Here is a 25,104-nt window from a genome sequence, read left to right as displayed (position 1 = left end):
CGGTCGCCGATCAATCCTGTTTTTTGCCGGAAGGAGGGCTGCGGCGCCGATCCTTCATCGCGACGTACAAGATGACGCCGACGACGACGACGGCTGGCAAGAAGGCAGGCACCGCGAGCAGCAGCATGTGGTGTGCCACGTACTCCACGTGGGCCTCCACTAGGGCGGTAGTCGCGGTGATCATGGTGGTCGTATACCCGGGCGGTCGCGGTTATCTGTGGCCGCTACCCTACTTTGAACACCTTATTCTTCGGCGCTGCCACGACCACGTGGCAGATATGGGCGCGTGCGCGGCCATGCCAACACACATGCAGGGAGTACTTGGTGACGCAAGCGGCAACTCGACCGACGGCCGAAGCCGACCACGACGCCGACATTTTGGTCACGGCCCGTGAGCAGGTCCTGGAGCGCGGCCACGGACTGACCAAGGACCAGGTGCTGCAAGTGCTGCAGCTGCCCGACGATCGGCTCGAGGAACTCCTGGCGCTGGCCCACGAGGTGCGGATGCGCTGGTGCGGGCCCGAGGTCGAGGTCGAGGGCATCATCAGCCTGAAAACCGGCGGGTGCCCGGAGGATTGCCATTTCTGCTCCCAGTCCGGGCTGTTCGCTTCGCCGGTGCGCAGCGCCTGGCTCGACATCCCCAGCCTGGTCGAGGCGGCCAAGCAGACCGCCAAGTCCGGGGCCACTGAGTTCTGCATCGTGGCCGCCGTGCGCGGGCCCGACGAGCGGTTGATGGCGCAGGTCGCGGCCGGCATCGAGGCCATTCGCGACGAGGTGGAGATCAACATCGCGTGCTCGCTGGGAATGCTCACTCCCGAGCAGGTGGACCGGCTCTCGGAGATGGGCGTGCACCGCTACAACCACAACCTCGAGACCGCGCGGTCGTTTTTCACCACCGTCGTGACCACGCACACCTGGGAAGAGCGTTGGCAGACCTTGTCGATGGTGCGTGACGCGGGGATGGAGGTGTGCTGCGGCGGCATCCTCGGCATGGGGGAGACGCTCGAGCAGCGCGCCGAATTCGCCGCCGAGCTCGCCGAGCTGGGTCCCGACGAGGTGCCGTTGAACTTCCTCAATCCGCGACCCGGTACCCCGTTCGGCGACCTCGAGGTGATGCCGGCCACCGAAGCCCTCAAGTCGGTGGCCGCTTTCCGGCTGGCGTTGCCGCGCACCATGCTGCGCTTCGCCGGGGGCCGGGAGATCACCCTCGGCGACCTCGGGGCCAAGCAGGGCATCCTGGGCGGCATCAACGCCGTGATCGTCGGCAACTACCTGACCACACTGGGCCGTCCGGCCGAGGCCGATCTGGAACTGCTCGACGACCTGCACATGCCGATCAAGGCGCTCAACGCCAGCCTGTAAGAGACTGGGCAGCGTGGTGCACGATCTGGGCGCTCCGGTCACTGCCGGTGTCTACAACGTTTACACCGGCGAACTGGCGGGCACGGCCAGCCCTCCGGCCGCCCAGATGGGACTTGAGCCGCCCCGGTTCTGCGCACAGTGCGGACGCCGAATGATCGTGCAGGTCCGTCCCGACGGCTGGCGGGCGCAGTGCTCGCGGCACGGCCAAGTCGACTCCGCTGACCTGGAGGCGCAGCGGTGACCGGCCATCCCGCTGACGATCGCACACCGGCTGCTGGCCGCCCCGCCACATCACCGGCCCGCGCGGCCACCATCGTGGCGTTGGCCTTGGCGGCGACCGGGCTCTTGGTCGGCGGCCTGTGGGCCTGGATTGCCCCACCCATTCACGCGGTGGTGGCGATCACCCGCACGGGTGAGCGGGTGCACGACTACCTTGGCACCGAATCCCAGCATTTCTTCGTCGCGCCGACGTTGCTGATCGGTCTGTTCACCGTGGTGGCGGTGGTGGCACCGGTAGCGCTGTGGCAGTGGCGGGACCGACGAGGTCCCGCCATGGTGCTGGCGCTCTTCGTCGGCCTGGTGGCGGCGGCTGCGATCGGGGCGGCGGTGGGAGCCGTACTGGTCCGGCTGCGCTACGGCGACTTGAATTTCGACGCGGTCCCGCTCGGCGGTGAGCACCGGATTGCCTATGTGATCCAGGCGCCGCCGGTGTTCTACGCGCGAAAGCCGCTGCAGGTGGCGGCCACGCTCATGTGGCCGGCGGCTACCGCCTGCCTGGCGTACGCCGTGTTTGCGGCGGCAAGCGCACATGATGACCTCGGGGGCGGTCCGGTTGGGAATCGGCCGCCGGCCGTGGTACCGGTGGCGCCGATGCGGCCTGAGGCACCGGAAGGGGCCGTCTCATAACGGACGGCGCGGCACCTTCCTGCCGGTGATGACCTTGGCCGCGATCATGGCCAGCCGGGCCATGCCGGCGTAGGTCATCGGGTTGAACGCCGTGGGCCAGGTGGTCCTGACGAGGTGGTCGGTCAGCGGTCGGCGCGCAAACCGGTCGGTGAGCCAGCGCAGCGTCATCGGCGCCGACAACGGGTGCAGCATCATGTGTTCGTTGAACGCGTCGCGGTGGTAGGTGACGTCGGCGCCGCCGCCGGAATAGGCGTCGGCCAGCGCGTCGATGTCGTCGACGTCGATGAGGTAGTCGTGCACGGCCTGCACGATCAGCACCGGCGGTGTGGGCACCGTGCTGCCCAGCCTGATGGCCTCGAAAACGTGCGCAATCTCCGGTCGGGACAGGGTGTCTTCCAGCGGCTCGTCGAGGTAGTCGCCCATGTTCTTGCCGGCCATCCGGATGACCGCTTCCGCCGTCGTCATCTTCTTCAGCTGCTCGAGCAGCTCGCGACCCTCGTCGTTGGTGTGCTCGTTGATCACCCGGTCCAGGTCGGGGTAGGCGTGCTGCAGCGCGGCGACTACCAGCGCGGGCAGACCGGCCAGGAAAGTGCCGTTGAGCCGGCGGAAGGTATTGCCCAGGTCGCCGACCGGCGATCCCAGCACCGCGCCGACGACGTCCAAGTCCGGTGCGTATTCGCCGCAGACTTCGGCAGCCCATGCGCTGGCCAGGCCGCCGCCCGAGTAACCCCAGAGCCCGACCGGCGCCTCGGGGGACAGCGTGAGGCGTTCGGAACTCAGCGCGGCGCGGATGCCGTCGAGCACCCGGTAGCCCGGTTCGTACGGCACACCCCACATGCCGTGCACACCCTCGTGGTCGGGCACCGACACCGCCCACCCCTCGGCGACGGCGGCGGTGATGAGCAAGAGCTCCAACTGGCTGATCGAGCCGAGGGCCTTGGCCCTGCGCCGCAGTGCATACGACGGGAAGCAGCGTGAGGAAACCGCGTCGATCGCGCATTGGTAGGACAGCAGCGGGCAGACCTGACCGGGAGCACGTTCGGCCGGCACGACCACCGTGGTCACCGTGGCCTCCGGGCGGCCGTTCAGGTCCATCGTCCGGTACAGCAGCTGCGTGGCGGTGACGCGCTGTGGGATCAGCCCCAGAAAGGCCAGTTCCACGTCACGCGAACGCAGCACCGTCCCCGGTTCGGCGTGCTGAAAGCCCGGTGGGGGCAGGTAGAACGGGTCGTCGGACGGGAGGAGCGGGCGTACCTTGCGCTGCAACTCTTCATGTGGCGGGCGGCCTATCCACTCCGCGCCCGTTGCACTTGCCAGGTTGCCGAACTCGACCATCAAGGCTCCCTTCGTGGGCCAGCCGCAGGTCCTCGGCGCCCGTCTCTTAGCAATTTCTTACTAAATGTACCGGTGCTGACGCAAACTTAAACGCACGAATCGCCGTGTGGCCCGTCACAGCACCGTACGGGAGGCCGCCGCTAACCGGTGAGCCCGGAAAGCCCCGGCGGCCGCAGCGCGGCAAACTCGTCGGTGACGCGCAGCTGGGAGTCGGTGAACTGATAGAGGGCGGCCGGGCGTCCGCCGCTGCGGCCGGACGCGGCCACAGTCCCGGTGGCGGTGATGACCCCGCGACGGGCCAGCACCCGTTGCAGATTGGTCGCGTCGACCTGATAGTCCAGTGCGGCGCAATAGATGTCGCGAAGCGTCGAGAGGGCGAATTCCTTTGGCGCCAAAGCGAATCCGATGTTGGTGTAGGACAGCTTGGCGACCAGCCTGGCCCGCGCGTGAGTGACCATCGGGCCGTGGTCGAAGGCCATCGGCGGCAGCGCGCTGACCGGATGCCATCGGGTGTCCGGGGGCAGCTCCGGGGTGGCGGGGGAGGGCACCAGACCCAGGAAGGTCGACGCGATCATCCGGGTGCCCGGCACCCGTTTCGGATCCGAGAACACCGCGAGCTGCTCGAGGTGAGCCACCTCTCGCAGGTCGACCTTTTCAGCCAATTGGCGGCGGACAGAAGTGGTCATGTCCTCGTCGTTGCGCAGCCGCCCGCCGGGCAGCGACCAAGCGCCGCGTTGCGGATCCCGGGCGCGTTGCCATAACAGCACGTTCAGCTGCGGTTTCTCGGTGCTTTTCGCGCCCGGGACATGACGAACCTGGAACACGACCGCCAGCACTTCGTGCGAGGTGCTACCATTGGGCATGTTTTCGATTGTAAGTCGAAAACCTCCTGTCGCGAAAGGAGCGGACCAATGACGGTCCTGAACCCAACGGAGCCGCTCGCGGATGACCTGCCGACCGGCATCAGCGACTCCCCAACCGGGTATGCCGGGGTCGACGGCGACGCGCGGTGGGCCGCCGAAATCCGTCGGCTCGCGCAGGCGCGCAACGCCACCGTGCTGGCGCACAACTACCAGCTGCCGGCGATCCAGGACGTCGCCGACCACGTGGGGGATTCGCTGGCCCTGTCGCGGATCGCCGCCGAAGCCGCCGAGGACACCATCGTGTTCTGTGGCGTGCACTTCATGGCCGAGACGGCCAAGATTCTGAGCCCCGGCAAGACGGTGCTGATTCCCGATCAGCGCGCCGGCTGCTCACTGGCCGATTCGATCAGCCCCGACGAGCTGCGTGCCTGGAAGGACGAGCACCCCGACGCGGTCGTCGTCTCGTACGTCAACACCACTGCGGCGGTCAAGGCGCTCACCGACATCTGCTGCACCTCTTCGAACGCGGTCGACGTGGTGGCCTCCATCGACCCCGACCGCGAGGTGCTGTTCTGCCCGGATCAGTTCCTGGGCGCTCACGTCCGCCGGGTGACCGGCCGCAAGAATTTGCACATATGGGCCGGCGAATGTCATGTGCATGCCGGGATCAACGGCGACGAGCTCGCCGAGCAGGCCCGCTCCAACCCGGAGGCCGAACTGTACGTGCACCCCGAATGTGGGTGTGCCACTTCGGCTTTGTACCTGGCCGGCGAGGGCGCTTTTCCGTCCGACCGGGTGCGGATCCTGTCCACCGGGGGCATGCTCGACGCCGCGCATCAGACGCGTGCCCGCCAGGTGCTGGTCGCCACCGAGGTCGGCATGCTGCATCAATTGCGCCGGGCCGCGCCGCAGGTCGACTTCCGCGCGGTCAATGACCGGGCCTCGTGCAAATACATGAAGATGATCACCCCGGCTGCCCTGTTGCGCTGCCTGGTCGAGGGAGTCGACGAGGTGCAGGTCGACCCGCAAACCGCCGCGGCGGCCCGGCGCAGTGTGCAGCGCATGATCGAAATCGGGCAGCCGGGCGGCGGCGAATGATGGCCGGACCCGCGTGGCGGGACACCGCTGACGTCGTCGTCATCGGCACCGGGGTGGCGGGGTTGGCCGCTGCCCTGGCGGCGCACCGCTCCGGTCGCAGCGTCGTCGTGTTGAGCAAAGCCGACCAGACACGCGGGGTCACCGCGACGCACTACGCGCAGGGCGGCATCGCGGTGGTGCTGCCCGACAATCCAGATAACGCTGACTCGATCGAAGCCCACGTCGCCGACACATTGGCTGCGGGCGCGGGCATGTGCGATCCCGACGCGGTGTATTCGATTGTTGCCGACGGTTATCGTGCGGTAACCGAATTGGTTTGCGACGGAGCGCGATTCGACGAATCCGAGCCGGGCCGCTGGGCGCTCACCCGGGAAGGCGGGCACTCTCGGCGCCGTATCGTGCATGCCGGCGGGGACGCCACCGGCGCCGAGGTCCAGCGCGCCCTCGACCACGCTGCGGCCGCCCTGGATATCCGCACCGGCCATGTCGCGCTGCGAGTACTGCAGGACGACGGCGTGGTGACCGGCGTATTAGTGCTCAATCGCCACGGCTGCGGCATCATCAGTGCGCCGTCGGTCATCCTGGCCAGCGGTGGACTCGGACACCTCTACAGCGCAACCACGAATCCCAACGGTTCCACCGGCGACGGCGTCGCCCTGGGATTGTGGGCCGGGGTCGCGGTCAGCGATCTCGAATTCATCCAGTTCCATCCGACGATGCTTTACCACGACCACGCCGGGGGCCGACGGCCACTGATCACCGAAGCCGTCCGCGGGGAGGGCGCGACTCTGGTTGACAGGCAAGGTGATTCGATCATGGCCGGGGTCCATCCGATGGGTGACCTGGCGCCCCGTGACGTCGTCGCGGGTGCCATCGACGCACGCCTGCGGGCCACCGGTGATCCGTGTGCCTACCTCGACGCGCGCGGCATCGACGGCTTCGAGTCGAGGTTCCCGACGGTTACCGCTGTGTGCCGGTCGGCCGGCATCGACCCTGCGCGGCAACCGATTCCGGTGGTTCCCGGCGCTCATTACAGCTGTGGCGGCGTGGTGACCGACGTATGCGGCCGGACCGAGCTGCCCGGGCTGTTCGCCGCGGGCGAGGTGGCCCGGACCGGGATGCACGGCGCAAACCGGTTGGCGTCCAACAGCTTGCTCGAGGGCCTGGTGGTCGGTAACCGGGCGGGCAAGGCCGCTGCCGCGCATGCGCTGGCAACCGGAGGTCCGCTCGCGAGCCTGCCGGAGCCGGTCAATCACACCGCGCTGAGACGCGCTGATCTGCAAGGCGCGATGAGCCGGGACGCCTCGGTAATGCGCACCGCTGCAGGACTGCAGCGGTTGTCCAGCAGGTTGTCGGCGGCGCAGCCCTGCAACATCACCACCCGACGCGACTTCGAGGACGTGGCGTTGACCCTGACCGCTCGGGCCGTGGCCGCCGGCGCGTTGGCACGTAACGAAAGCCGGGGTTGTCATCACCGCGCCGAGTACGGCTCTGCCGACCCGGACCAGGCACGCAGCATCGTGATCCGGCTGGCCGACGACCACAAGGTGTACGCGGAGGCGTTCGCGGTGGTGTGCTCATGATGCTGTCCGACGGCGAATTGTCGACCGCTCGAGACGTTATTCGGCGCGGTCTGGACGAGGACCTGCGCTATGGGCCCGACGTCACCACCATGGCGACGGTGCCCTCCGGTGCGGTAACCACCGCGTCGATGGTGCCGCGCGAGGCCGGCGTGATCGCCGGGATTGATATCGCATTGCTGGTGCTCGACGAGGTGATCGGGGCCGACGGTTACCAGGTGCTGCATCGCGTCGCCGACGGCGCGCGGTTACAACCCGGCGAGCCGCTGTTGACGGTGCGGGCACCGACCCGCGGCCTGTTGACAGCCGAGCGGACCATGCTCAACCTGGTCTGCCACTTGTCCGGAATCGCCACCGTCACGGCGGCCTGGGTCGACGCCGTCGAGGGCACCAAGGCCAAGATCCGGGACACCCGTAAGACCCTGCCCGGGTTGCGTGCCCTGCAGAAATACGCGGTGCGGGTAGGCGGCGGCGTCAACCACCGGCTGGGCCTGGGAGATGCGGCCCTGATCAAGGACAATCATGTGGCCGCCGCCGGCTCGGTCGTCGAAGCGCTGCGGGCGGTGCGGGACGCCGCTCCTGATCTGCCGTGCGAGGTCGAAGTCGATTCACTTGAGCAGCTCGACGAGGTGTTGGCCGAGAAGCCGGAGTTGGTGCTGCTGGACAACTTCCCGGTGTGGCAGACGCAGATTGCCGCACAGCGGCGGGACGCTCGCGCGCCCACCGTTCTGCTCGAGTCCTCCGGCGGGCTCAGCCTCGAGACCGTCGGGACTTACGCAGCGACCGGTGTGGACTATCTGGCGGTGGGTGCGCTGACCCACTCGGCGCGCGCGCTCGATATCGGCCTGGACCTGCCTTAACCGCGCAGCAACGTCCGAGCCGCGGGCTTGGCGGCGTCCAGGGCGGCCGTATCGCCGGCTACCCGGGACAGCATCAGCGCCCCCTCGATCAGCGAAATCACCGCCAGCGCAACACTTTCCGCGTCGTCAGTGGCCCAGCCGTCGGACTGCAAGCGTTCCCCGATCGCGGCGCACCATCCCTGGAAGACGCGCGCCGAGGCGGTGCGTACCTGTTGACTTGCGTTGACGGACTCGGTGGCGATCGGCTCGATAGGACAGCCGTCACGGTGGTCACTAGCCAGCCCGGCCGCCAGCAGGTCGATCCACCGATCGATGATGTCGGCCACCGAACGGTCGGTGGCCAGGAATCTGCGCAGTAATTTCTCGATGCCCGCACCGGCGGCGTCGACCACCGCGGCGGCCAATTGCTGCTTGCCCTGCGGGAAGTGGTGATACAGCGAGCCGGGCTGGACGCCGGCCTCGGCGAGGATCTGGTTGAGTCCGGTGGCCGCGTAGCCCTGCCGTCGGAACAGGGTGGCGGCTTTGTCCAGCAGAGCCGCACGGCTGCGATCTGGTCTCGGCATGGTCTTGACAATACTTGAGTGACTACTCAAGAATGCTGAGATGAGGCAGCTGACGTTTGAAGAAGCCGGGCGATATGACTGGCGTGAGGTGCCCGAGCCGACGATCACCGCGCCTCAGCAAGCGCTGGTTCGACCGCTGGTGGTGGCCTGTTGTGATCTGGACGTCGGTGTCAGCCAGGGCTGGCTACCGGTGCCGCCCGGACACGCCGTCGGGCACGAGGGCCTAGCCGAAGTTGTCGCCGTCGGTGACGGCGTGGACACCGTCCGGGTCGGCGACAGGGTGGTGGTGCCGTTTCAGATCAATTGCGGTACGTGCGCCGCATGCCGCCGCGGCGTGACCGGTTCCTGCGGCTCACTGCCTCTGATGTCCACCTACGGCATGGCGCCGATCTCCGGCCTGGATGGTGGTGGATTTCTGTCGGATCTGGTGCTGGTGCCCTACGCCGACGCCATGTTGCTCCCGATCGCCGAGACCCTCGATCCGGTCGCCATCGCTTCCTTGTCAGACAACATTCCCGATGGCTGGCGCACGATCGGACCCTCCGTCGACGAGTTGGCCGGCCTGGATCAGGCGGATCGTCGCGTCCTGGTTGTCGGGCGATTGTCGATCGGGTTGTACGCAGCCGCCTTCGCGGCCGCCTTGGGAGCGCACGTCGACTACGTCGACACCGACGCGCAGCGGCTGGCGGCGGCCGAGAAGCTCGGCGCGGTGGCCCACGATGTCGCCAAACCCGACAAGTCCTGGGACCGCTACCCGGTCACCGTGCATACCTCCACCGATCCGGCGCTGCTGGCCGCGACGCTGCGCGCGACCTGGCCAGACGGGGTGTGCACCGACACCGGAGCTTATTTCCAGCCCACGGTCGAGATGCCATTGCTAGCGATGTACACCCGCGGCGTGCGGTTCGTCACCGGGCGCGTCAACGCGCGGGCGGTAATCCCGCGAGTGCTCGAGTTGCTCGCCGGTGGACTGGACCTGTCGCCCGCCGTCGATCGCGTCGTGGCGTGGGAGGATGCTCCGTCGGCCTGGGCGACGATGACCGGCAAGACCGTCTTCACCAGGGTCTAGGTCCCGCGTCGTGCGTGAATCCCGGGCTTCGCCCGTGAATCCTCGGCGGAGAAATCGCGAATTCGCCGCCCTGCTTACACGCTGAACGCCGTAGTTTCACCCTGAAAGCCGTAGTTTCACGCTGAATGCCGTGGTTTCGCACCGCCCGGCCGTCAGCCGACAATCAGGCGATATCGGCGAGAAACACGGCCATGCGGCGCAGCTGGAGGCGCACCAACCACGGCAACTCCGAACCGTCGGAGCCGGCGGGCAGAATCCGCGGGTTGGTGATGTGCACGGTCCGGCGCGCGTAATGCACGTCGGCCTCGCCGGCGGCCAACACGTTTTTGACCCAGTCCGTCTTGCCGTGGCCAAGTGCGATGGCCAGGACAGCGCCTTTGCGGTACGTGGTGACGATCGTCTTGTACGGTCTTCCCGACTTGCGACCGCGGTGCTCAATGGTTGCGGTGCCCGGCAGGTAGCGGGCGATGGGTTTGAGCGCCGGGTTGAGGTATTTGACCTGGATGTTCTCGAACCAGGTCGGGTAGACCATCGGGACGCCGGGGGCGTTGTTGGGGTGATCCTTGGCGGACATGCTGCTCCCTTCTAGGCGCCTGATCGCCGGCCCGGAACCGGGCCCCTGAACCGGCACTGTACCGGTCACCGGAACAATGACGGCGTGCTGGATTGCTGCGCGGAATGCGGCTTCACCTACGACCTGGGCCAGTCGGCGGCCGCTGTCCGGGAGATCCCTGAGCGAATCGCCGAGGTGGTGGCGATTCTCCGCGGCCGCCAGGTCGACCTGCGATCGCGACGCCGGCCCGACGTGTGGTCGCCATTGGAATATGGCTGCCATCTGCGGGACATGCTGCTGGTGCAGCGCGAACGGGTGCTTGCCGCCCGCCGGATGGATCGGCCGGACTGCACCCCGCTGGGGCGGGACGAACGGGTTCTGCACGACGGATATGCCGACCAGGAGCCCGAGGATGTGGCCCGCCAGCTCGCGGATGCCGCCTGGTTGTTCGCCAACGTCCTTTCCCGGCTGTCTCCCGACGACTGGGATCGCGGGGTTGTGTACCACTATCCGCAAACCTGCGAACGGTCGTTGCGCTGGGTCGCGGTGCACACCATGCATGAGGCGCAGCACCACCTGCTCGATGTCCGCCGGCAGCTTTGATCCGCTCCACCACCTGTTCGGATAACAACTTGAGCTGCTCTGGGACAATGGTCGACGTGACCACCCCACTGATGGCCCGCATCGACCTGCGGGGCGCGCAGTTGACGGCCGCCCGGCTGCGGGCCGCCTTGCCGCGCGGCGGCGCCGACGTGGAAAGCGTGCTGCCCAAGGTGCGCCCGATTGTGCAGGCCGTGGCCGAGCGTGGGGTTGAGGCGGCGCTGGAATTCGGGGAGTCGTTCGACGGCGTGCGGCCGCCGACCGTTCGCGTTTCGGACGCGGCGCTCGACGCCGCGCTTGCCGGCCTGGACGGCGACGTGCGCGACGCCCTGCAGGTAATGATCGAGCGCACCCGGGCAGTGCACGCCGATCAGCGCCGCGCAGACGTCACGACCACACTCGGTCCCGGTGCGACGGTCAGCGAGCGGTGGGTTCCGGTGGAGCGGGTTGGGCTGTACGTGCCCGGCGGTCAAGCGGTGTACCCGTCCAGCGTGGTGATGAACGTGATACCGGCCCAGGTGGCCGGCGTCGATTCGCTGGTGGTGACCAGCCCGCCGCAGGCGGCGTTCGAGGGGTTGCCGCACCCGACGGTGTTGGCCGCAGCGCGCCTGCTGGGAGTCGACGAGGTCTGGGCGGTGGGCGGCGCGCAGGCGGTGGCCCTGCTGGCCTATGGCGGCACCGACGTCGACGGCGTCCAACTGGCGCCGGTCGACATGGTCACCGGTCCCGGCAACGTCTACGTCACCGCCGCCAAGCGGCTGTGCCGATCCCAGGTCGGCATCGACGCCGAGGCCGGGCCCACCGAGATCGCCATCCTGGCGGATCACACCGCCGATCCCGCACACGTGGCCGCCGACCTGATCAGCCAGGCCGAACACGACGAGTTGGCGGCCAGCGTGCTGGTGACCCCCAGCCCGGAGCTGGCCGACGCCACCGACACCGAACTGGACGCCCAGCTGCAGACCACGGTGCACCGCGACCGCGTCACCGCCGCGCTGACGGGACGCCAATCGGCGATCATCCTGGTCGACGACCTGGATGCCGGTATTGCGGTGGTAAACGCCTATGCCGCTGAGCATTTGGAGATCCAGACCGCAGAGGCCCCGCGGGTAGCCGGGCGGATACGTTCGGCGGGTGCCATCTTCGTCGGGCCCTGGTCGCCGGTCAGCCTCGGTGACTACTGTGCCGGGTCCAACCATGTGCTGCCTACGGTCGGCAGCGCCCGGCACTCCAGCGGACTGTCGGTGCAGACATTCCTGCGCGGAATCCACGTCGTGGACTACACGGAGGCGGCGCTCAAAGATGTTTCCGGACATGTGATCACGCTGGCCAAGGCCGAAGACCTGCCGTCACACGGCGAGGCGGTACGGCGGAGGTTCGAACGATGAGCGCGCCTGACCCCACGCTGGACGACCTCCCACTGCGCGACGACCTTCGTGGCAAATCACCCTACGGCGCACCGCAATTGGCGGTCCCGGTGCGGCTGAACACCAACGAGAACCCGCATCCGCCCACCCAGGCGCTGATCGACGATGTGGTGCGGTCGGTGCAACAGGTGGCACCGGAGCTGCACCGCTATCCCGACCGTGATGCGGTAGCCCTGCGTGCCGACCTCGCCGCGTACCTTACCGCCCAGACCGGTACCCCGCTGAGCGTCGAAAACCTTTGGGCCGCCAATGGTTCCAATGAAATTCTGCAGCAGCTGTTGCAGGCCTTCGGTGGGCCGGGGCGTACCGCGATAGGTTTTGTGCCCTCCTACTCGATGCATCCGATCATCGCCGGGGGGACTCACACCGAGTGGATCGTGACCGCCCGCGCCGACGACTTCAGCCTCGACGTCGACGCCGCCGTCGCCGCCATCATCGAGCGCAAGCCCGATGTGGTGTTCATCGCCAGCCCCAATAACCCGTCCGGACAGAGTGTTTCGCTGCCGGACCTACGCAAGCTGCTGGACGTGGTGCCTGGGATCCTGATCGTCGACGAAGCCTACGGTGAGTTCTCTTCACAGCCAAGCGCAGTGGTGTTGGTGGAGGAATATCCCACGCGACTCGTCGTCACGCGCACGATGAGCAAGGCGTTTGCCTTCGCCGGCGGCCGGCTCGGGTACTTGGTCGCAACACCGGCGGTGATCGACGCGATGCTGTTGGTGCGGTTGCCTTATCACCTGTCGGCGGTCACCCAGGCCGCAGCCCGTGCCGCGCTGCGGCACGCAGATGACACTCTGGGCAGCGTTGCCACGTTGATCGCCGAACGCGAGAGAGTGACAACAGTGTTGTCCGGCATGGGGTTTCAGGTAATCCCCAGCGACGCTAATTTTGTGCTGTTCGGCGAATTCGCCGACGCGCCGGCGGCGTGGCAGCGCTACCTGGACGCCGGAGTTCTGATTCGCGACGTGGGCATTCCGGGCTATCTGCGCGCCACCACAGGACTGGCTGAGGAGAACGACGCGTTTTTGCGGGTGAGCGCCCAGGTCGCCGCCAGCGAACTGACTTCTAGCGTGTTCGGAGCGATCGCGAGCGCGGCGGAGCCGGGCGAAGCGGGTCGCGACCATGTTTCCGGAGCGATCGCGAGCGCGGCGGAGCCGGGCGAAGCGGGTCGCGACCATGAGTTAGGAGCACCGTGACCGCCACTGAAGCCCGGACGCGCCGCGCCCGGATCGAACGCCGCACGAAAGAATCCGACATCGTCGTCGAACTCGACCTGGACGGCACCGGGCAGGTGGAGGTCGACACCGGCGTCCCCTTCTACGATCACATGCTGACCGCCCTGGGCAGCCACGCCAGCTTCGACCTGACGGTGCGAACCAAGGGCGATGTCGAGATCGAAGGCCATCACACCATCGAAGACACCGCGATCGCGCTGGGTCAGGCCCTCGGGCAGGCCCTGGGAGACAAGAAGGGCATTCGCCGGTTCGGGGATGCCTTCATCCCGATGGACGAGACGCTGGCCCATGCGGCCGTGGACGTCTCCGGCCGGGCCTACTGCGTGCACACCGGGGAGCCGGATCACCTGCAGCACACCACCATTGCAGGCAGCTCGGTGCCATACCACACCGTCGTCAACCGGCATGTCTTCGAAACGCTTGCCGCCAACGCCCGCATCGCTCTGCACGTTCGTGTGCTGTATGGGCGCGACCCGCACCACATCACCGAGGCGCAGTACAAGGCGGTTGCCCGGGCGCTGCGCCAGGCCGTCGAGCCGGACCCTCGAGTGTCAGGTGTGCCGTCCACCAAAGGCGTTCTGTGAGCGCCAAATCCGTGGTCGTTTTGGACTACGGCTCGGGTAACCTGCGGTCGGCGCAGCGGGCGCTGCAGCGCGTCGGCGCCGACGTCGAAGTCACCGCCGACGCCGCCGTCGCGGCGGCCGCCGACGGGTTGGTGGTGCCGGGGGTGGGCGCGTTCGAGGCGTGCATGACCGGTCTGCGCAAGATCGGAGGGGAGCGGATCATCGCCGAGCGGGTCGCGGCCGGCCGGCCGGTGCTCGGGGTCTGTGTCGGCATGCAGATCCTGTTTTCCCGCGGCGTCGAGTTCGGCGTGGAGACGAAAGGCTGCGGCCAGTGGCCCGGAGCGGTCACCCGGCTGGACGCCCCGGTGATCCCGCACATGGGCTGGAACGTGGTGAACGCGGCCCCCGGCAGTGCGTTGTTCAAGGGGCTGGATGCCGACTCCCGGTTCTACTTCGTGCATTCCTATGCCGCGCAGCGCTGGGAAGGCTCGTCCGAGGCGCTGCTGACGTGGGCCACTCACGGGGTGCCGTTCTTGGCGGCGGTAGAGGACGGGCCATTGGCGGCCACCCAGTTCCACCCGGAGAAGAGCGGGGACGCCGGAGCGGCGGTGCTGAGCAACTGGGTCGGCGGACTATGAACGACGCCGCGAAAGTGCAACTGGCGACGCAAACGTCGGGAAGAGGCGTCGCCAGTTGCACTCTCGCGACACCGGAGGGATTGTGACACTGATCTTGTTACCCGCCGTCGACGTGGTCGAGGGCCGCGCCGTGCGGCTGGTCCAGGGCAAGGCCGGCAGCGAAACCGAGTACGGCTCAGCGCTGGACGCCGCCCTGGGCTGGCAACGCGACGGCGCCGAGTGGATCCACCTGGTCGATCTGGACGCCGCCTTCGGTCGCGGCTCCAACCGGGAACTGCTGGCCGAGGTGGTGGGCAAACTCGACGTTCGTGTCGAACTCTCCGGCGGCATTCGCGACGACGAATCGCTTACTGCCGCACTGGCCACCGGTTGCGCTCGGGTCAACCTTGGCACGGCGGCCCTGGAGAACCCGCAGTGGTGCGCGCAGGCGATCGCCGCGCACGGCGACAAGGTGGCCGTCGGGCTGGATGTGCAGATCGACCGCCACGGCGGGCACCGGTTGCGCGGCCGGGGCTGGGAAACCGACGGCGGCGACCTGTGGGAGGTGCTGGAACGTCTTGACGGGCAAGGCTGTTCGCGGTTCGTGGTCACCGACGTCACCAAGGACGGCACGCTCGGTGGTCCCAACCTGGAGCTGCTGGCCGGCGTCGCGGAACGCACCGAGGCGCCGGTGATCGCCTCCGGCGGCGTGTCCAGCCTCGATGACTTGCGCGCCATTGCAACGCTTACCGATCGTGGTGTCGAGGGTGCCATTGTCGGCAAGGCGCTCTACGCCGGACGATTCACCCTGCCGCAGGCGCTCGCGGCGGTGCGGGAGTAAACCGGCGATGGACTTGAATTCGCTTGTCGAAACGGCCTCGGTGATCTTGGATGCGGCGGTACCAAGATTCTTGGACGGCCACCGCGCTGACTCGGCGGTGCGGAAGAAGGGCAACGACTTCGCCACGGAGGTGGATCTCGCCATCGAGCGGCAGGTCGTCGCCGCATTGCAAGAGGCCACCGGAATCGGTGTGCACGGTGAGGAATTCGGCGGCTCGGCCGTCGACTCACCGTGGGTGTGGGTGCTGGACCCGGTGGACGGCACGTTCAACTACGCCGCCGGTTCACCGATGGCCGCGATCTTGTTGGGGCTGTTGCACGACGGCGAACCGGTGGCCGGTTTGACCTGGCTGCCGTTCACCGACGAGCGCTACACCGCGGTCGTCGGCGGCCCATTGCTGAAAAACGGTGTGCCGCAACCGCCGCTGGAACGCACCGAGCTGTCCGACGCGTTGGTCGCTGTCGGCAGCTTCAGCGCCGATTCGCGGGGCCGCTTCCCCGGGCGCTATCGATTGGCGCTGCTGGAAAATCTCAGCCGGGTGTCGTCTCGGCTGCGGATGCACGGCTCGACCGGTATCGACCTGGTCTACGTCGCCGACGGAATACTCGGCGGAACAATAGTTTTCGGCGGTCACGTGTGGGACCATGCGGCCGGGGTGGCGCAGGTGCGGGCCGCCGGCGGTATCGTGACCGACTTGGGTGGCGAGCCGTGGACCCCGGAATCGCGGTCCGCGCTGGCCGCGGCCCCCGGCGCGCACGACGAGATCCTCGAGATCATCCGCAGCACGGGCAATCCGGAGGATTACTGAAGGTGTACGGCAGTAACGGCCTTGCGGTGCGGGTGATCCCCTGCCTGGACGTCGACGACGGACGGGTGGTCAAGGGGGTCAACTTCGAAAACCTCAGGGATGCTGGGGATCCCGTCGAACTCGCCGCTGTCTATGACGCGCAGGGCGCCGACGAGCTGACCTTTCTCGACGTGACCGCATCATCGGCGGGCCGGGCCACCATGCTGGAAGTTGTTCGCCGCACCGCCGAGCAGGTGTTCATCCCGCTGACCGTGGGCGGGGGGGTACGTACGGTTGCCGACGTGGATATCTTGCTGCGGGCCGGTGCCGACAAGGTTTCGGTCAACACTGCCGCCATCGCCCGCCCGGATCTATTGGCGGACATGGCAAATCAGTTCGGGTCGCAGTGCATTGTGCTGTCCGTCGACGCGCGAACGGTGCCGCCCGGTTCGACGCCGACACCGTCGGGCTGGGAGGTCACCACCCATGGCGGTCGCCGCGGCACTGGCATCGACGCCATCGAGTGGGCCGCGCGCGGTGCCGAGCTCGGGGTGGGGGAGATTCTGCTCAACTCGATGGACGCCGACGGCACGAAGGCGGGTTTCGACCTGCCGATGCTGCGGGCGGTGCGCGCGGCGGTGACGGTTCCGGTAATCGCCAGCGGGGGGGCGGGCGCGGTCGAACACTTCGCACCGGCGGTTGCCGCCGGCGCCGATGCGGTGTTGGCGGCCAGCGTCTTTCACTTCGGGGAACTGACGATCGGGCAGGTGAAGGCCGCCATGGCCGCGGAAGGGATCACCGTGCGATGACGCTCGACCCGGACATCGCCGCCCGGCTGAAGCGCAACGCCGACGGCCTATTCACCGCCGTCGTCCAGGAACGCGGCAGCGGCGACGTGCTGATGGTCGCCTGGATGGACGACGCGGCATTGGCCCGCACCCTGGAAACCCGTGAGGCGACTTATTATTCGCGTTCCCGCGGCGAACAGTGGGTCAAGGGCGCGACTTCCGGGCACACGCAGCACGTGCACTCGGTGCGGCTAGACTGCGACGGTGACACCGTGTTGCTCACTGTCGACCAGGTGGGCGGCGCCTGTCATACCGGCGACCACAGCTGCTTTGACGCGACGGTGCTGCTCGAGCCGGAGGACCCCGGGTCGGCCCGCTGAATCACCCGGGCAGCGCCTCCAGTCCTTCTGCTGCCGCGCGCGCCGCGCGCGCCCACTCTTGGTTGTTCACCGCCGGCTTGATCCGTTCCTCCCGGATCCGCTCGACTTCGATGAACTTTCCCCGGGCAACCGCCTCGGGCACCCGGAACGAGAACGCCGACTCGCCGGTGGCGATCGCCAGCATGACGTCGGTGTTGCCGAAATTGTTTGCGCGCATTGCGTTCTCCGCCCACCGCGGCGCTGCGACGCCGCCGAAGTTCTTGACATACACCACCCAGAGATGGGTGCCGCGTCGGCTGTCAAGCCGGGTGATGGCCAGGTTCACCGCAAAGTGCTCTGCGGGCGTAAGGACGTTGGAGTCGTCGGTAATTCGATTGCCCAGCTTGATCGGCGCGGCATTTGCGCTCGACGGTTGCGCTGCCGCTGAAGGGGCGCCGGCGGCCTGCCGGTGCGGATGGTTGCCGAGCATCCGCACGCCGACCACGACGGCCACCGCGACCAGCACGACGGTGACCCCCGCCGCGATCAGGGCCGCAGGCCGGCCAGCGCGTCCCGCTTTCGCCGACGGGCTGCCCGGCGCCGCGACTGCTTGTGTCGGCCCGGTGTCCGATCCCGACGCTGCGACCCGTCCGCCGGCCAGTGCCGCCGCGAACTCCGAGCACGTCGCAAAACGCTCGCCAGGATTCTTGGTCATTGCCTTGGCGATTACGGCATCAAGGTCTGCAAGCTCCGGGCGGCGCTCACTGACCAGCGGTGGCGGCGCCGACAAGTGGTGGGTGATGACCACGGCGGGGTTGGAATGCTGGAACGGCGCGCTGCCGGTCAGCAAGTGAAACGCGGTGCATCCGAGTGCGTATTGGTCGGCTCGGCCGTCGATGTCTGCGCCCTGGAGTTGCTCGGGTGCGCAGTAGGCGGTGGTACCCATCGCCATATTCGTCGCGGTCAAGCCGCTGATCTCACCCAGCTCACGCGCGATACCGAAGTCCGCGAGCAGAATGCGTCGCCGCGGACTGGCATCGCCGAGCAGTATGTTGGCCGGTTTGATGTCACGATGCAGTAGTCCGCGGGAATGGGCGTGGTCGAGTGCCTCGGCGACAGCCGAAATGATTTCGACGACGTCGGTGCGCGGCATCCCGGACGGGTACTGGCTGCTCAGCAGTCTCGCCGCGTCGGTCCCCTCGACGTAGTCCATCGAGATCCACAATTGCCCTTCGTATTCGCCGCGATCATGGATGCCGACGATGTGCTCGTGGTAGAGGCCGGCGGCCAGCTCGGCCTCACGGTTAAAGCGTTGACGGAATTCGAGATCCGCGCTGACGTCGGCGGGCAGAATTTTGAGGGCATAGCGCCGGGGCAGCCGTGGATGCTGGGCCAAATACACCTGTCCCATTCCGCCCGCCCCCAGCGGTCGAATGATGGTGTATCCGGCGAACACCTGGCCTTCGCTGAGGCCATCGGGTTGCGGCATGTGAGCATGCTACCGAGCAGCGTCCGGCAGACGTGGCCGTTCGGCTGGCGGATGGCTGAAGAAGAATGGCGGTCAATGTTGAAACTTGCGTCGTGGACCGTGGTGGTCCCGCTGCTTGCTCTCATCGTGCTTGCGGTGACGTGGGGCGAGCACCTTGGGCCGGTAGCCGCGGTGGTGGCGGCGGTGTTGCTCGGTGGCGCCGTGCTGGCAGCGGTCCACCACGCCGAGGTGGTCGCACACCGCGTCGGCGAGCCATTCGGATCGCTGGTGCTCGCTGTCGCGGTGACGACCATCGAGGTGGCCTTGATCGTGACGTTCATGGCAGAGGGCGGAAACGAGGCGGCCACCCTGGCCAGAGACACCGCCTTCGCAGCTCTGATGATCACCACCAACGGAATCGCGGGGTTGTCGCTGCTACTCGGTTCGCACCGCTATGGCGTGACATTGTTCAACGCGCATGGCAGTGGCGCGGCGCTGGCGACGGTGACCTCGGTGGCGACGTTGAGCCTGGTGTTGCCGTCGTTCACCACCGGTCAGCGGGGTCCAGAATTCACACCGGGGCAGCTTGCGTTCGCCGCGATCGCTTCGCTGGTGCTCTATCTACTGTTCGTGTTCACCCAAACGGTGCGCCACCGGGACTTTTTCCTGCCCGTCGCGCAGCGCGGTCAAAAAAGCCTCTTCGAGGACGAAAGTCATGCGGAGCCGCCGAGCATCAGCGACGCGCTGATCAGCCTGGTGCTGCTGCTGGTCGCGCTGGTTGCGGTGGTGGGTCTGGCCGAACAGGAATCGCCGGCGATCGCCCATGCGGTCGCGGCCGCCGGGTTCCCGCGGTCGTTCGTCGGCGTGGTGATCGCGGCGTTGGTGTTGTTGCCGGAGACGCTTGCGGCGGCGCGAGCGGCGCGGCAGGGCCGTATCCAGACGAGCCTGAACCTGGCCTACGGCTCGGCGATGGCCAGCATTGGGCTCACTATCCCGGTTATCGCGCTTGCCTCAATCTGGATCAAGGGACCGCTGTTGCTGGGCCTGGGTGCTATCCAATTGGTGCTGTTGCTGGTGACCGTCGTGATCAGCGTGCTAACCGTGGTGCCGGGCCGGGCCACCCGGCTGCAGGGCGAATTGCACATCGTGCTGCTGGCGGCCTACGTGTTCTTGGCCGCCAACCCCTGAGTGTGTGGCGAACAGACGCAAAATCCCCAATTTCGCCCGCCGAAATTGGGGATTTTGCGTCTGTTCGCGCCAGCTGGGTTACCTCGCGCGCAACGTCTCCAGCGCCTTGTCGGCGTGGGTGTCCATGCTGAGCTCGCTCGAGATCACGTCGAGTACGCGGCGGTCGGTGTCGATGACGAAGGTGGTGCGTTTGACCGGGATCAGCTTGCCGAGCAAACCGCGCTTCACGCCGAACTGAGCCGCCACCTTGCCGTCGCTGTCCGACAACAGCGGGTAGTCGAAGTTCTGCGTCTCGGCGAACCTGGCCTGCTTCTCGACGGGATCGACGCTGATGCCCACCCTGGTGGCTCCCAAGGTGGCGAATTCCGAAGCCAGATCCCGAAAGTGGCAAGCCTCCTTGGTGCAGCCCGCAGTCATCGCCGCCGGATAGAAGAACAGCACGACGGGCCCGTCGGAAAGCAGGTCGCTGAGCTTGCGTGGCGTTCCGGTCTGATCGGGGAGTTCGAAGTCGGCCACGATGTCACCAGTTTTCATGGGCGTCAGGTTACGCTCGCGGCCCGCCTCACCGGATCTGGGAAGATGGTCCGGTGCACGCCCACCTCGCCGCCACCACCTCACGCGAGGACTTCCGTCAGCTCGCGGCCGAACACCGCGTGGTTCCGGTGACCCGTAAGGTGTTGGCCGACAGCGAGACCCCGCTGTCGGCGTACCGCAAACTCGCCGCCAATCGCCCCGGAACCTTCCTGCTGGAATCCGCCGAGAACGGCCGGTCCTGGTCGCGCTGGTCATTCATCGGTGCCGGATCGCCGTCGGCCTTGACGGTGCGCGACGGTGAAGCGGTATGGCTGGGCGCGGTGCCGCAGGACGCCCCCACCGGCGGCGATCCGTTGCAGGCGTTGCGCGCCACGCTGGAACTGCTGGCCACCGGGCCGCTGCCGGGGCTTCCGCCGCTGTCGGGCGGCATGGTCGGCTTCTTCGCCTACGACTTGGTACGGCGTCTGGAACGCCTACCCGAGCTGGCCGTCGACGACCTGCGATTGCCCGACATGCTGCTGCTACTGGCCACCGACCTGGCCGCAGTCGATCACCACGAGGGCACCATCACGCTGATCGCCAACGCTGTCAACTGGAACGGAACCGACGAGCGGGTCGACTGGGCCTACGACGACGCGGTCGCACGCCTGGACGTGATGACCGCGGCGCTGGGTCAGCCGCTGCCGTCGACCGTCGCCACCTTCAGCAGACCCGAACCACGGCATCGAGCGCAGCGCACCGTCGAGGAATACGGCAAGATCGTCGAGTACCTGGTGGAGCAGATAGCCGCGGGCGAAGCCTTTCAGGTGGTGCCGTCGCAGCGCTTCGAGGTGGACACCGATGTCGATCCGATCGACGTGTACCGGATTCTGCGGGTCACTAATCCAAGCCCCTACATGTATCTGCTGCAGGTGCCGAATAATGATGGGGGAATAGACTTTTCGATCGTCGGCTCTAGCCCGGAGGCGTTGGTCACCGTCAGCGACGGCCGGGCAACGACACATCCGATTGCCGGGACCCGCTGGCGCGGGCAGAACGAGGAAGAGGATCAGCTGCTCGAGAAGGAGCTGCTGACCGACGAGAAGGAACTCGCCGAACATTTGATGCTGGTGGACCTGGGACGAAACGACCTGGGCCGGGTCTGCAGACCCGGCACTGTGCGCGTCGAGGATTACAGCCACATCGAGCGCTACAGCCACGTCATGCATCTGGTGTCCACGGTGACCGGGTTACTGGACCAGGGCCGCACCGCGTTGGACGCGGTGACCGCCTGCTTCCCGGCCGGCACCCTGTCGGGGGCGCCGAAAGTCCGCGCTATGGAGCTGATCGAAGAGGTGGAGAAGACCCGTCGCGGTCTGTACGGCGGCGTGGTCGGCTATCTCGACTTCGCGGGGAACGCCGACTTCGCGATCGCCATCCGCACCGCGCTGATGCGCAATGGCACCGCATATGTGCAGGCCGGCGGCGGGGTGGTCGCCGACTCCAACGGACCTTACGAATACAACGAGGCGACCAACAAGGCCCGCGCCGTGCTGGCTGCCGTCGCCGCGGCCGAGACGCTGGCCAGTCCGGAGGCGGGTGGCCGTGGCCGCTGAACCCACGAGTCGGCTGACCAGCCGCTCGATGATCCGGATCGCGCAGGCGTTGCTGGTGGTCGCGGCGGGTCTGCTGTGGACGGCATCGCGATTGCCGTGGGTGGTCGTCCGGTCGTTCGACGGGCTCGGCCCGCCTAAATCGGTGACGTTGTCCGGCGCGTCATGGTCGACGGCTTTGGTACCGCTGGCGTTGGTGTTGCTCGCCACCGCCGTGGCTGCCGTCGCGGTGCGTGGCTGGCCGATGCGGCTGGTGGCCGGGCTGCTGGCGGCGATCAGCTTCGCCGTCGGGTATCTGGGCATCAGTCTGTGGGTGATTCCGGACGTGGCGGCGCGCGGCGCCGATTTGGCGCATATCTCGATGGCGTCGTTGGTGGGTAGCGAGCGGCATTACTGGGGAGCAGGGATCGCCGTCGCCTCAGCCGTGTGCGCCTTAGGTGCCGCTGTGCTGTTGATGCGCTCTGCGGTGATCTTCGGGGCCGACCCACAGACCACCGCGAAATATGCGGCACCTGCGACGCGCCGATCCATGGCCCGCGGCGACGACGCTAACCAGGGCGACACCCCCGCATCGGACGGCGGCATGTCGGAGCGGATGATCTGGGACGCCCTCGACGAGGGACACGACCCGACCGATTCGTCCCGCGAGCCGGACACCGAGGGTCGGTGACGAACCGCGCGCCGACGGCCGCTACCCTTCATGAACGTCGCGGAATTCGGCTGGCAGGCCGCAGCGACAGTGCGAGGGCAGTGCAATGGCAGTGGGACTGCAGTGGAGAGGAAACGCAGGCATGAGTCCGGCAACCGTCCTTGACTCCATCCTCGAGGGAGTCCGGGCCGATGTTGCCGCGCGCGAAGCCGTCGTGAGCCTCTCGGAGATCAAGGCTGCCGCCGCCGCAGCACCACCACCGCTGGACGTGATGGCCGCGCTGCGCGAGCCCGGCATCGGTGTCATCGCCGAGGTGAAGCGCGCCAGCCCGTCGGCGGGGACACTGGCCACCATCGCCGATCCGGCAAAGCTGGCACGGGCTTACGAGGACGGCGGTGCGCGCATCATCAGCGTGCTGACCGAGGAGCGACGGTTTCAGGGTTCGCTCGACGACCTTGACGCGGTGCGTGCCGCGGTGTCGATTCCGATATTGCGCAAAGACTTTGTGGTGCAGCCTTATCAGATTCACGAGGCCCGAGCCCACGGCGCCGACATGTTGTTGCTCATCGTCGCCGCGCTGGACCAGTCGGCGTTGGTGTCGATGCTGGACCGCACCGAATCACTCGGCATGACCGCCCTTGTCGAGGTGCACACCGAGCAGGAAGCCGACCGGGCATTGAAGGCCGGCGCCAAGGTGATCGGCGTCAATGCGCGGGACCTCGCGACCCTCGAGGTCGATCGGGATTGCTTCGCCCGCATCGCACCTGGGCTGCCCAGCAACGTGATCCGGATCGCCGAATCGGGTGTGCGCCACACGGGCGATCTGTTGGCCTACGCCGGTGCCGGCGCCGACGCCGTGTTGGTCGGTGAAGGTCTGGTCAAAAGTGGTGATCCCCGTGCGGCCGTTGCCGATTTGGTCACCGCCGGTACCCATCCATCCTGTCCGAAACCGGCTCGCTAGCCGTTGATGAGCCGCGTGCGCTTCGAGCATCGGTGATGTCAGATCTATCCCGCCCAGGCCTTCCACGCACCAGCGCTGCAATCGCCGAACCCACTCGCCACGACCCGGATTCCGGCGGGCATTTCGGCGTTTACGGCGGTCGCTACGTCCCCGAGGCGCTGATGGCGGTCATCGAGGAGGTCACCGCCGCCTACGACAAGGAACGGGTCAATCAGGACTTCCTCGATAGCCTGGACAAGTTGCAGGCGAACTATGCCGGTAGGCCGTCGCCGCTGTATGAGGCCGAGCGCCTGGGCCAGCACGCCGGCTCGGCACGAATCTTCCTCAAGCGAGAAGACTTGAACCACACCGGTTCTCACAAAATCAACAACGTTCTCGGGCAGGCCTTGCTGGCGCGCAGAATGGGTAAGACTCGGGTGATCGCCGAGACCGGGGCGGGCCAACACGGGGTGGCGACGGCCACCGCGTGCGCGCTGCTCGGCCTGGACTGCATCGTCTATATGGGCGCGGTTGACACCGCTCGGCAGGCGCTCAATGTGGCGCGGATGCGACTGCTCGGTGCCGAGGTGGTGTCGGTCGAGACTGGGTCGCAAACACTGAAAGACGCTATCAACGAGGCGTTCCGGGATTGGGTTACCAACGCCCACAACACCTATTACTGCTTCGGCACCGCCGCGGGGCCGCACCCGTTCCCGACCATGGTGCGTGATTTCCAGCGCATCATCGGACTGGAGACACGCGCGCAGATCCAGGATCAGACCGGCCGGTTGCCGGACGCGGTGACCGCGTGCGTCGGCGGAGGTTCCAACGCCATCGGTATCTTTCACGCTTTCCTCGACGACCCGGGCGTGCGCCTGGTCGGATTCGAAGCCGCGGGCGACGGCGTCGAGACTGGTCGGCACGCCGCGACGTTCACCGGCGGCTCCCCGGGAGCGTTCCAAGGGTCCTTTTCTTATCTGCTGCAGGACGACGATGGCCAAACCATCGAATCCCATTCCATCTCAGCGGGTTTGGACTACCCGGGGGTGGGCCCCGAACACGCCTGGCTCAGGGAAACCGGACGTGCCGAGTATCGGCCGATCACCGATGCCGAGGCAATGGACGCGTTCCGGCTGTTGTGCCGTGCGGAAGGCATCATCCCGGCCATCGAATCCGCGCATGCGGTGGCCGGTGCGTTGCAGCTGGGCCCCGAGCTGGGTAAGGGGGCGGTCATTGTGGTGAACCTGTCGGGTCGCGGGGACAAGGACGTCGAGACGGCCGCCAAGTGGTTCGGGTTGCTGGGCAAGCAATCGGATTCGAGCTGACG

28 protein-coding genes are annotated in these 25,104 nt (G+C 67.4%); 21 read left to right on the top strand and 7 right to left on the bottom strand.

The genetic code is table 11. The features are described 5' to 3' along the window. Positions 1–10 precede the first annotated feature (10 nt). Positions 11–184, bottom strand: coding sequence for a hypothetical protein (locus AC5Y2L_RS11315; RefSeq protein ID WP_499938719.1), 174 nt, complete (start codon positions 182–184; stop codon positions 11–13). A gap of 140 nt (positions 185–324) precedes the next feature. Here AC5Y2L_RS11315 and bioB point away from each other — a divergent pair, with 140 nt between their 5' ends. From bioB to AC5Y2L_RS11300, 3 genes are read left to right on the top strand one after another with little or no spacing between them, the layout of a single operon-like run. Further along, positions 325–1,362 (top strand): biotin synthase BioB, encoded by a 1,038-nt coding sequence (bioB, locus tag AC5Y2L_RS11310; RefSeq protein ID WP_499938720.1) that lies wholly within the window; start codon positions 325–327, stop codon positions 1,360–1,362. A 13-nt stretch (positions 1,363–1,375) separates the two neighbouring features. Beyond that, entirely contained in the window at positions 1,376–1,603 is a 228-nt protein-coding gene (gene bsaP / locus AC5Y2L_RS11305) for a biotin synthase auxiliary protein BsaP (RefSeq protein WP_499938721.1), read from the top strand. Then, positions 1,600–2,268: a DUF2567 domain-containing protein gene (locus AC5Y2L_RS11300; RefSeq protein ID WP_499938723.1), complete on the top strand. Its 669-nt coding sequence runs from the start codon at positions 1,600–1,602 to the stop codon at positions 2,266–2,268. Before bsaP ends, AC5Y2L_RS11300 begins: the two co-directional genes overlap by 4 nt. On the opposite strand, the gene AC5Y2L_RS11295 is transcribed toward AC5Y2L_RS11300, so the two are convergent. After that, positions 2,263–3,603, bottom strand: coding sequence for a lipase family protein (locus AC5Y2L_RS11295; RefSeq protein ID WP_499938725.1), 1,341 nt, complete (start codon positions 3,601–3,603; stop codon positions 2,263–2,265). The genes AC5Y2L_RS11300 and AC5Y2L_RS11295 overlap by 6 nt on opposite strands. A gap of 140 nt (positions 3,604–3,743) precedes the next feature. After that, the gene (locus AC5Y2L_RS11290; RefSeq protein WP_499938727.1) at positions 3,744–4,466 is read right to left on the bottom strand and encodes an NUDIX hydrolase; all 723 of its coding nucleotides are present in this window, start codon (positions 4,464–4,466) and stop codon (positions 3,744–3,746) included. A 48-nt stretch (positions 4,467–4,514) separates the two neighbouring features. On the opposite strand from AC5Y2L_RS11290, the gene nadA reads away from it, so the two are divergent. The 3 genes from nadA to nadC are packed head-to-tail and all read left to right on the top strand — an operon-like array spanning position 4,515 to position 8,004. Beyond that, positions 4,515–5,564: a quinolinate synthase NadA gene (gene nadA, locus AC5Y2L_RS11285; protein ID WP_499938728.1), complete on the top strand. Its 1,050-nt coding sequence runs from the start codon at positions 4,515–4,517 to the stop codon at positions 5,562–5,564. Next, entirely contained in the window at positions 5,564–7,147 is a 1,584-nt protein-coding gene (locus tag AC5Y2L_RS11280) for an L-aspartate oxidase (protein ID WP_499938730.1), read from the top strand. The genes nadA and AC5Y2L_RS11280 overlap by 1 nt, the downstream gene beginning before the upstream one ends. Next, on the top strand, positions 7,144–8,004 hold the full coding sequence (gene nadC / locus AC5Y2L_RS11275; protein ID WP_499938732.1) for a carboxylating nicotinate-nucleotide diphosphorylase: 861 nt from the start codon (positions 7,144–7,146) through the stop codon (positions 8,002–8,004). The genes AC5Y2L_RS11280 and nadC overlap by 4 nt, the downstream gene beginning before the upstream one ends. Here nadC and AC5Y2L_RS11270 read toward each other — a convergent pair. Further along, positions 8,001–8,567, bottom strand: coding sequence for a TetR/AcrR family transcriptional regulator (locus tag AC5Y2L_RS11270; protein ID WP_499938734.1), 567 nt, complete (start codon positions 8,565–8,567; stop codon positions 8,001–8,003). The two genes, nadC and AC5Y2L_RS11270, sit on opposite strands and share 4 nt — an antisense overlap. Before the next feature lie 40 nt (positions 8,568–8,607). Between AC5Y2L_RS11270 and AC5Y2L_RS11265 the strand changes: the two genes are divergently transcribed. Then, on the top strand, positions 8,608–9,636 hold the full coding sequence (locus AC5Y2L_RS11265) for a zinc-dependent alcohol dehydrogenase (protein WP_499938736.1): 1,029 nt from the start codon (positions 8,608–8,610) through the stop codon (positions 9,634–9,636). Positions 9,637–9,799: 163 nt separating this feature from the next. On the opposite strand, the gene AC5Y2L_RS11260 is transcribed toward AC5Y2L_RS11265, so the two are convergent. Further along, positions 9,800–10,210, bottom strand: coding sequence for a nitroreductase family deazaflavin-dependent oxidoreductase (locus tag AC5Y2L_RS11260; protein WP_499938737.1), 411 nt, complete (start codon positions 10,208–10,210; stop codon positions 9,800–9,802). A gap of 84 nt (positions 10,211–10,294) precedes the next feature. On the opposite strand from AC5Y2L_RS11260, the gene AC5Y2L_RS11255 reads away from it, so the two are divergent. From AC5Y2L_RS11255 to hisI, 9 genes are all read left to right on the top strand, one after another. After that, the gene (locus AC5Y2L_RS11255) at positions 10,295–10,792 is read left to right on the top strand and encodes a DinB family protein (RefSeq protein ID WP_499938739.1); all 498 of its coding nucleotides are present in this window, start codon (positions 10,295–10,297) and stop codon (positions 10,790–10,792) included. Between the two features lie 68 nt (positions 10,793–10,860). Next, positions 10,861–12,177, top strand: a complete 1,317-nt coding sequence (gene hisD, locus AC5Y2L_RS11250; RefSeq protein WP_499938774.1) for a histidinol dehydrogenase — start codon at positions 10,861–10,863, stop codon at positions 12,175–12,177. Continuing rightward, complete coding sequence (locus AC5Y2L_RS11245; RefSeq protein WP_499938741.1) at positions 12,174–13,412, top strand: histidinol-phosphate transaminase; 1,239 nt, start codon at positions 12,174–12,176, stop codon at positions 13,410–13,412. Before hisD ends, AC5Y2L_RS11245 begins: the two co-directional genes overlap by 4 nt. After that, on the top strand, positions 13,409–14,035 hold the full coding sequence (gene hisB, locus AC5Y2L_RS11240; RefSeq protein ID WP_499938743.1) for an imidazoleglycerol-phosphate dehydratase HisB: 627 nt from the start codon (positions 13,409–13,411) through the stop codon (positions 14,033–14,035). The genes AC5Y2L_RS11245 and hisB overlap by 4 nt, the downstream gene beginning before the upstream one ends. Next, the gene (gene hisH / locus AC5Y2L_RS11235; protein WP_499938744.1) at positions 14,032–14,652 is read left to right on the top strand and encodes an imidazole glycerol phosphate synthase subunit HisH; all 621 of its coding nucleotides are present in this window, start codon (positions 14,032–14,034) and stop codon (positions 14,650–14,652) included. Before hisB ends, hisH begins: the two co-directional genes overlap by 4 nt. A 79-nt stretch (positions 14,653–14,731) precedes the next feature. Then, positions 14,732–15,472 carry a bifunctional 1-(5-phosphoribosyl)-5-((5-phosphoribosylamino)methylideneamino)imidazole-4-carboxamide isomerase/phosphoribosylanthranilate isomerase PriA gene (priA, locus tag AC5Y2L_RS11230; protein WP_499938775.1) on the top strand — a complete coding sequence of 247 codons (741 nt, stop codon included), beginning with the start codon at positions 14,732–14,734 and terminating at the stop codon, positions 15,470–15,472. 7 nt (positions 15,473–15,479) lie between these two features. Beyond that, positions 15,480–16,280, top strand: coding sequence for an inositol monophosphatase family protein (locus AC5Y2L_RS11225; protein WP_499938746.1), 801 nt, complete (start codon positions 15,480–15,482; stop codon positions 16,278–16,280). Between the two features lie 2 nt (positions 16,281–16,282). Further along, positions 16,283–17,068 (top strand): imidazole glycerol phosphate synthase subunit HisF, encoded by a 786-nt coding sequence (gene hisF, locus AC5Y2L_RS11220; protein WP_499938747.1) that lies wholly within the window; start codon positions 16,283–16,285, stop codon positions 17,066–17,068. Further along, complete coding sequence (hisI, locus tag AC5Y2L_RS11215; RefSeq protein ID WP_499938749.1) at positions 17,065–17,427, top strand: phosphoribosyl-AMP cyclohydrolase; 363 nt, start codon at positions 17,065–17,067, stop codon at positions 17,425–17,427. The genes hisF and hisI overlap by 4 nt, the downstream gene beginning before the upstream one ends. A gap of 1 nt (position 17,428) precedes the next feature. On the opposite strand, the gene AC5Y2L_RS11210 is transcribed toward hisI, so the two are convergent. Then, on the bottom strand, positions 17,429–18,895 hold the full coding sequence (locus AC5Y2L_RS11210; protein WP_499938750.1) for a serine/threonine-protein kinase: 1,467 nt from the start codon (positions 18,893–18,895) through the stop codon (positions 17,429–17,431). Positions 18,896–18,970: 75 nt separating this feature from the next. Here AC5Y2L_RS11210 and AC5Y2L_RS11205 point away from each other — a divergent pair, with 75 nt between their 5' ends. Then, the gene (locus AC5Y2L_RS11205) at positions 18,971–20,062 is read left to right on the top strand and encodes a calcium:cation antiporter (RefSeq protein ID WP_499938752.1); all 1,092 of its coding nucleotides are present in this window, start codon (positions 18,971–18,973) and stop codon (positions 20,060–20,062) included. 78 nt (positions 20,063–20,140) lie between these two features. On the opposite strand, the gene AC5Y2L_RS11200 is transcribed toward AC5Y2L_RS11205, so the two are convergent. After that, a complete protein-coding gene (locus AC5Y2L_RS11200) occupies positions 20,141–20,596 on the bottom strand; it encodes a peroxiredoxin (protein WP_499938754.1) in 456 nt (151 codons plus the stop codon). Positions 20,597–20,649: 53 nt separating this feature from the next. On the opposite strand from AC5Y2L_RS11200, the gene AC5Y2L_RS11195 reads away from it, so the two are divergent. The 4 genes from AC5Y2L_RS11195 (at position 20,650) to trpB (ending at position 25,102) form a co-directional block, all read left to right on the top strand. Next, on the top strand, positions 20,650–22,191 hold the full coding sequence (locus AC5Y2L_RS11195; RefSeq protein WP_499938756.1) for an anthranilate synthase component I: 1,542 nt from the start codon (positions 20,650–20,652) through the stop codon (positions 22,189–22,191). 28 nt (positions 22,192–22,219) lie between these two features. Then, positions 22,220–22,858, top strand: a complete 639-nt coding sequence (locus AC5Y2L_RS11190; protein ID WP_499938777.1) for a TIGR02234 family membrane protein — start codon at positions 22,220–22,222, stop codon at positions 22,856–22,858. 121 nt (positions 22,859–22,979) lie between these two features. Continuing rightward, complete coding sequence (gene trpC / locus AC5Y2L_RS11185; protein ID WP_499938758.1) at positions 22,980–23,798, top strand: indole-3-glycerol phosphate synthase TrpC; 819 nt, start codon at positions 22,980–22,982, stop codon at positions 23,796–23,798. Positions 23,799–23,833: 35 nt separating this feature from the next. After that, the gene (gene trpB, locus AC5Y2L_RS11180) at positions 23,834–25,102 is read left to right on the top strand and encodes a tryptophan synthase subunit beta (RefSeq protein WP_499938760.1); all 1,269 of its coding nucleotides are present in this window, start codon (positions 23,834–23,836) and stop codon (positions 25,100–25,102) included. Positions 25,103–25,104: the final 2 nt, after the last annotated feature.

Source organism: Mycobacterium sp. NGS66 (assembly GCF_059812225.1).
The sequence above is the reverse complement of the archived record's forward strand: the minus strand, read 5'-3'. Positions and strand labels throughout refer to the sequence as shown.

Coding starts and splice junctions, on each gene's coding strand:
- AC5Y2L_RS11315 (WP_499938719.1), bottom strand. CDS start 184: ATGATCACCGCGACTACCGCCCTAGTGGAGGCCCACGTGGAGTACGTG.
- AC5Y2L_RS11295 (WP_499938725.1), bottom strand. CDS start 3,603: ATGGTCGAGTTCGGCAACCTGGCAAGTGCAACGGGCGCGGAGTGGATA.
- AC5Y2L_RS11290 (WP_499938727.1), bottom strand. CDS start 4,466: ATGCCCAATGGTAGCACCTCGCACGAAGTGCTGGCGGTCGTGTTCCAG.
- nadA (WP_499938728.1), top strand. CDS start 4,515: ATGACGGTCCTGAACCCAACGGAGCCGCTCGCGGATGACCTGCCGACC.
- AC5Y2L_RS11280 (WP_499938730.1), top strand. CDS start 5,564: ATGGCCGGACCCGCGTGGCGGGACACCGCTGACGTCGTCGTCATCGGC.
- nadC (WP_499938732.1), top strand. CDS start 7,144: ATGATGCTGTCCGACGGCGAATTGTCGACCGCTCGAGACGTTATTCGG.
- AC5Y2L_RS11270 (WP_499938734.1), bottom strand. CDS start 8,567: ATGCCGAGACCAGATCGCAGCCGTGCGGCTCTGCTGGACAAAGCCGCC.
- AC5Y2L_RS11265 (WP_499938736.1), top strand. CDS start 8,608: ATGAGGCAGCTGACGTTTGAAGAAGCCGGGCGATATGACTGGCGTGAG.
- AC5Y2L_RS11260 (WP_499938737.1), bottom strand. CDS start 10,210: ATGTCCGCCAAGGATCACCCCAACAACGCCCCCGGCGTCCCGATGGTC.
- AC5Y2L_RS11245 (WP_499938741.1), top strand. CDS start 12,174: ATGAGCGCGCCTGACCCCACGCTGGACGACCTCCCACTGCGCGACGAC.
- AC5Y2L_RS11225 (WP_499938746.1), top strand. CDS start 15,480: ATGGACTTGAATTCGCTTGTCGAAACGGCCTCGGTGATCTTGGATGCG.
- hisI (WP_499938749.1), top strand. CDS start 17,065: ATGACGCTCGACCCGGACATCGCCGCCCGGCTGAAGCGCAACGCCGAC.
- AC5Y2L_RS11210 (WP_499938750.1), bottom strand. CDS start 18,895: ATGCCGCAACCCGATGGCCTCAGCGAAGGCCAGGTGTTCGCCGGATAC.
- AC5Y2L_RS11205 (WP_499938752.1), top strand. CDS start 18,971: ATGTTGAAACTTGCGTCGTGGACCGTGGTGGTCCCGCTGCTTGCTCTC.
- AC5Y2L_RS11200 (WP_499938754.1), bottom strand. CDS start 20,596: ATGAAAACTGGTGACATCGTGGCCGACTTCGAACTCCCCGATCAGACC.
- AC5Y2L_RS11190 (WP_499938777.1), top strand. CDS start 22,220: ATGATCCGGATCGCGCAGGCGTTGCTGGTGGTCGCGGCGGGTCTGCTG.
- trpC (WP_499938758.1), top strand. CDS start 22,980: ATGAGTCCGGCAACCGTCCTTGACTCCATCCTCGAGGGAGTCCGGGCC.
- trpB (WP_499938760.1), top strand. CDS start 23,834: ATGTCAGATCTATCCCGCCCAGGCCTTCCACGCACCAGCGCTGCAATC.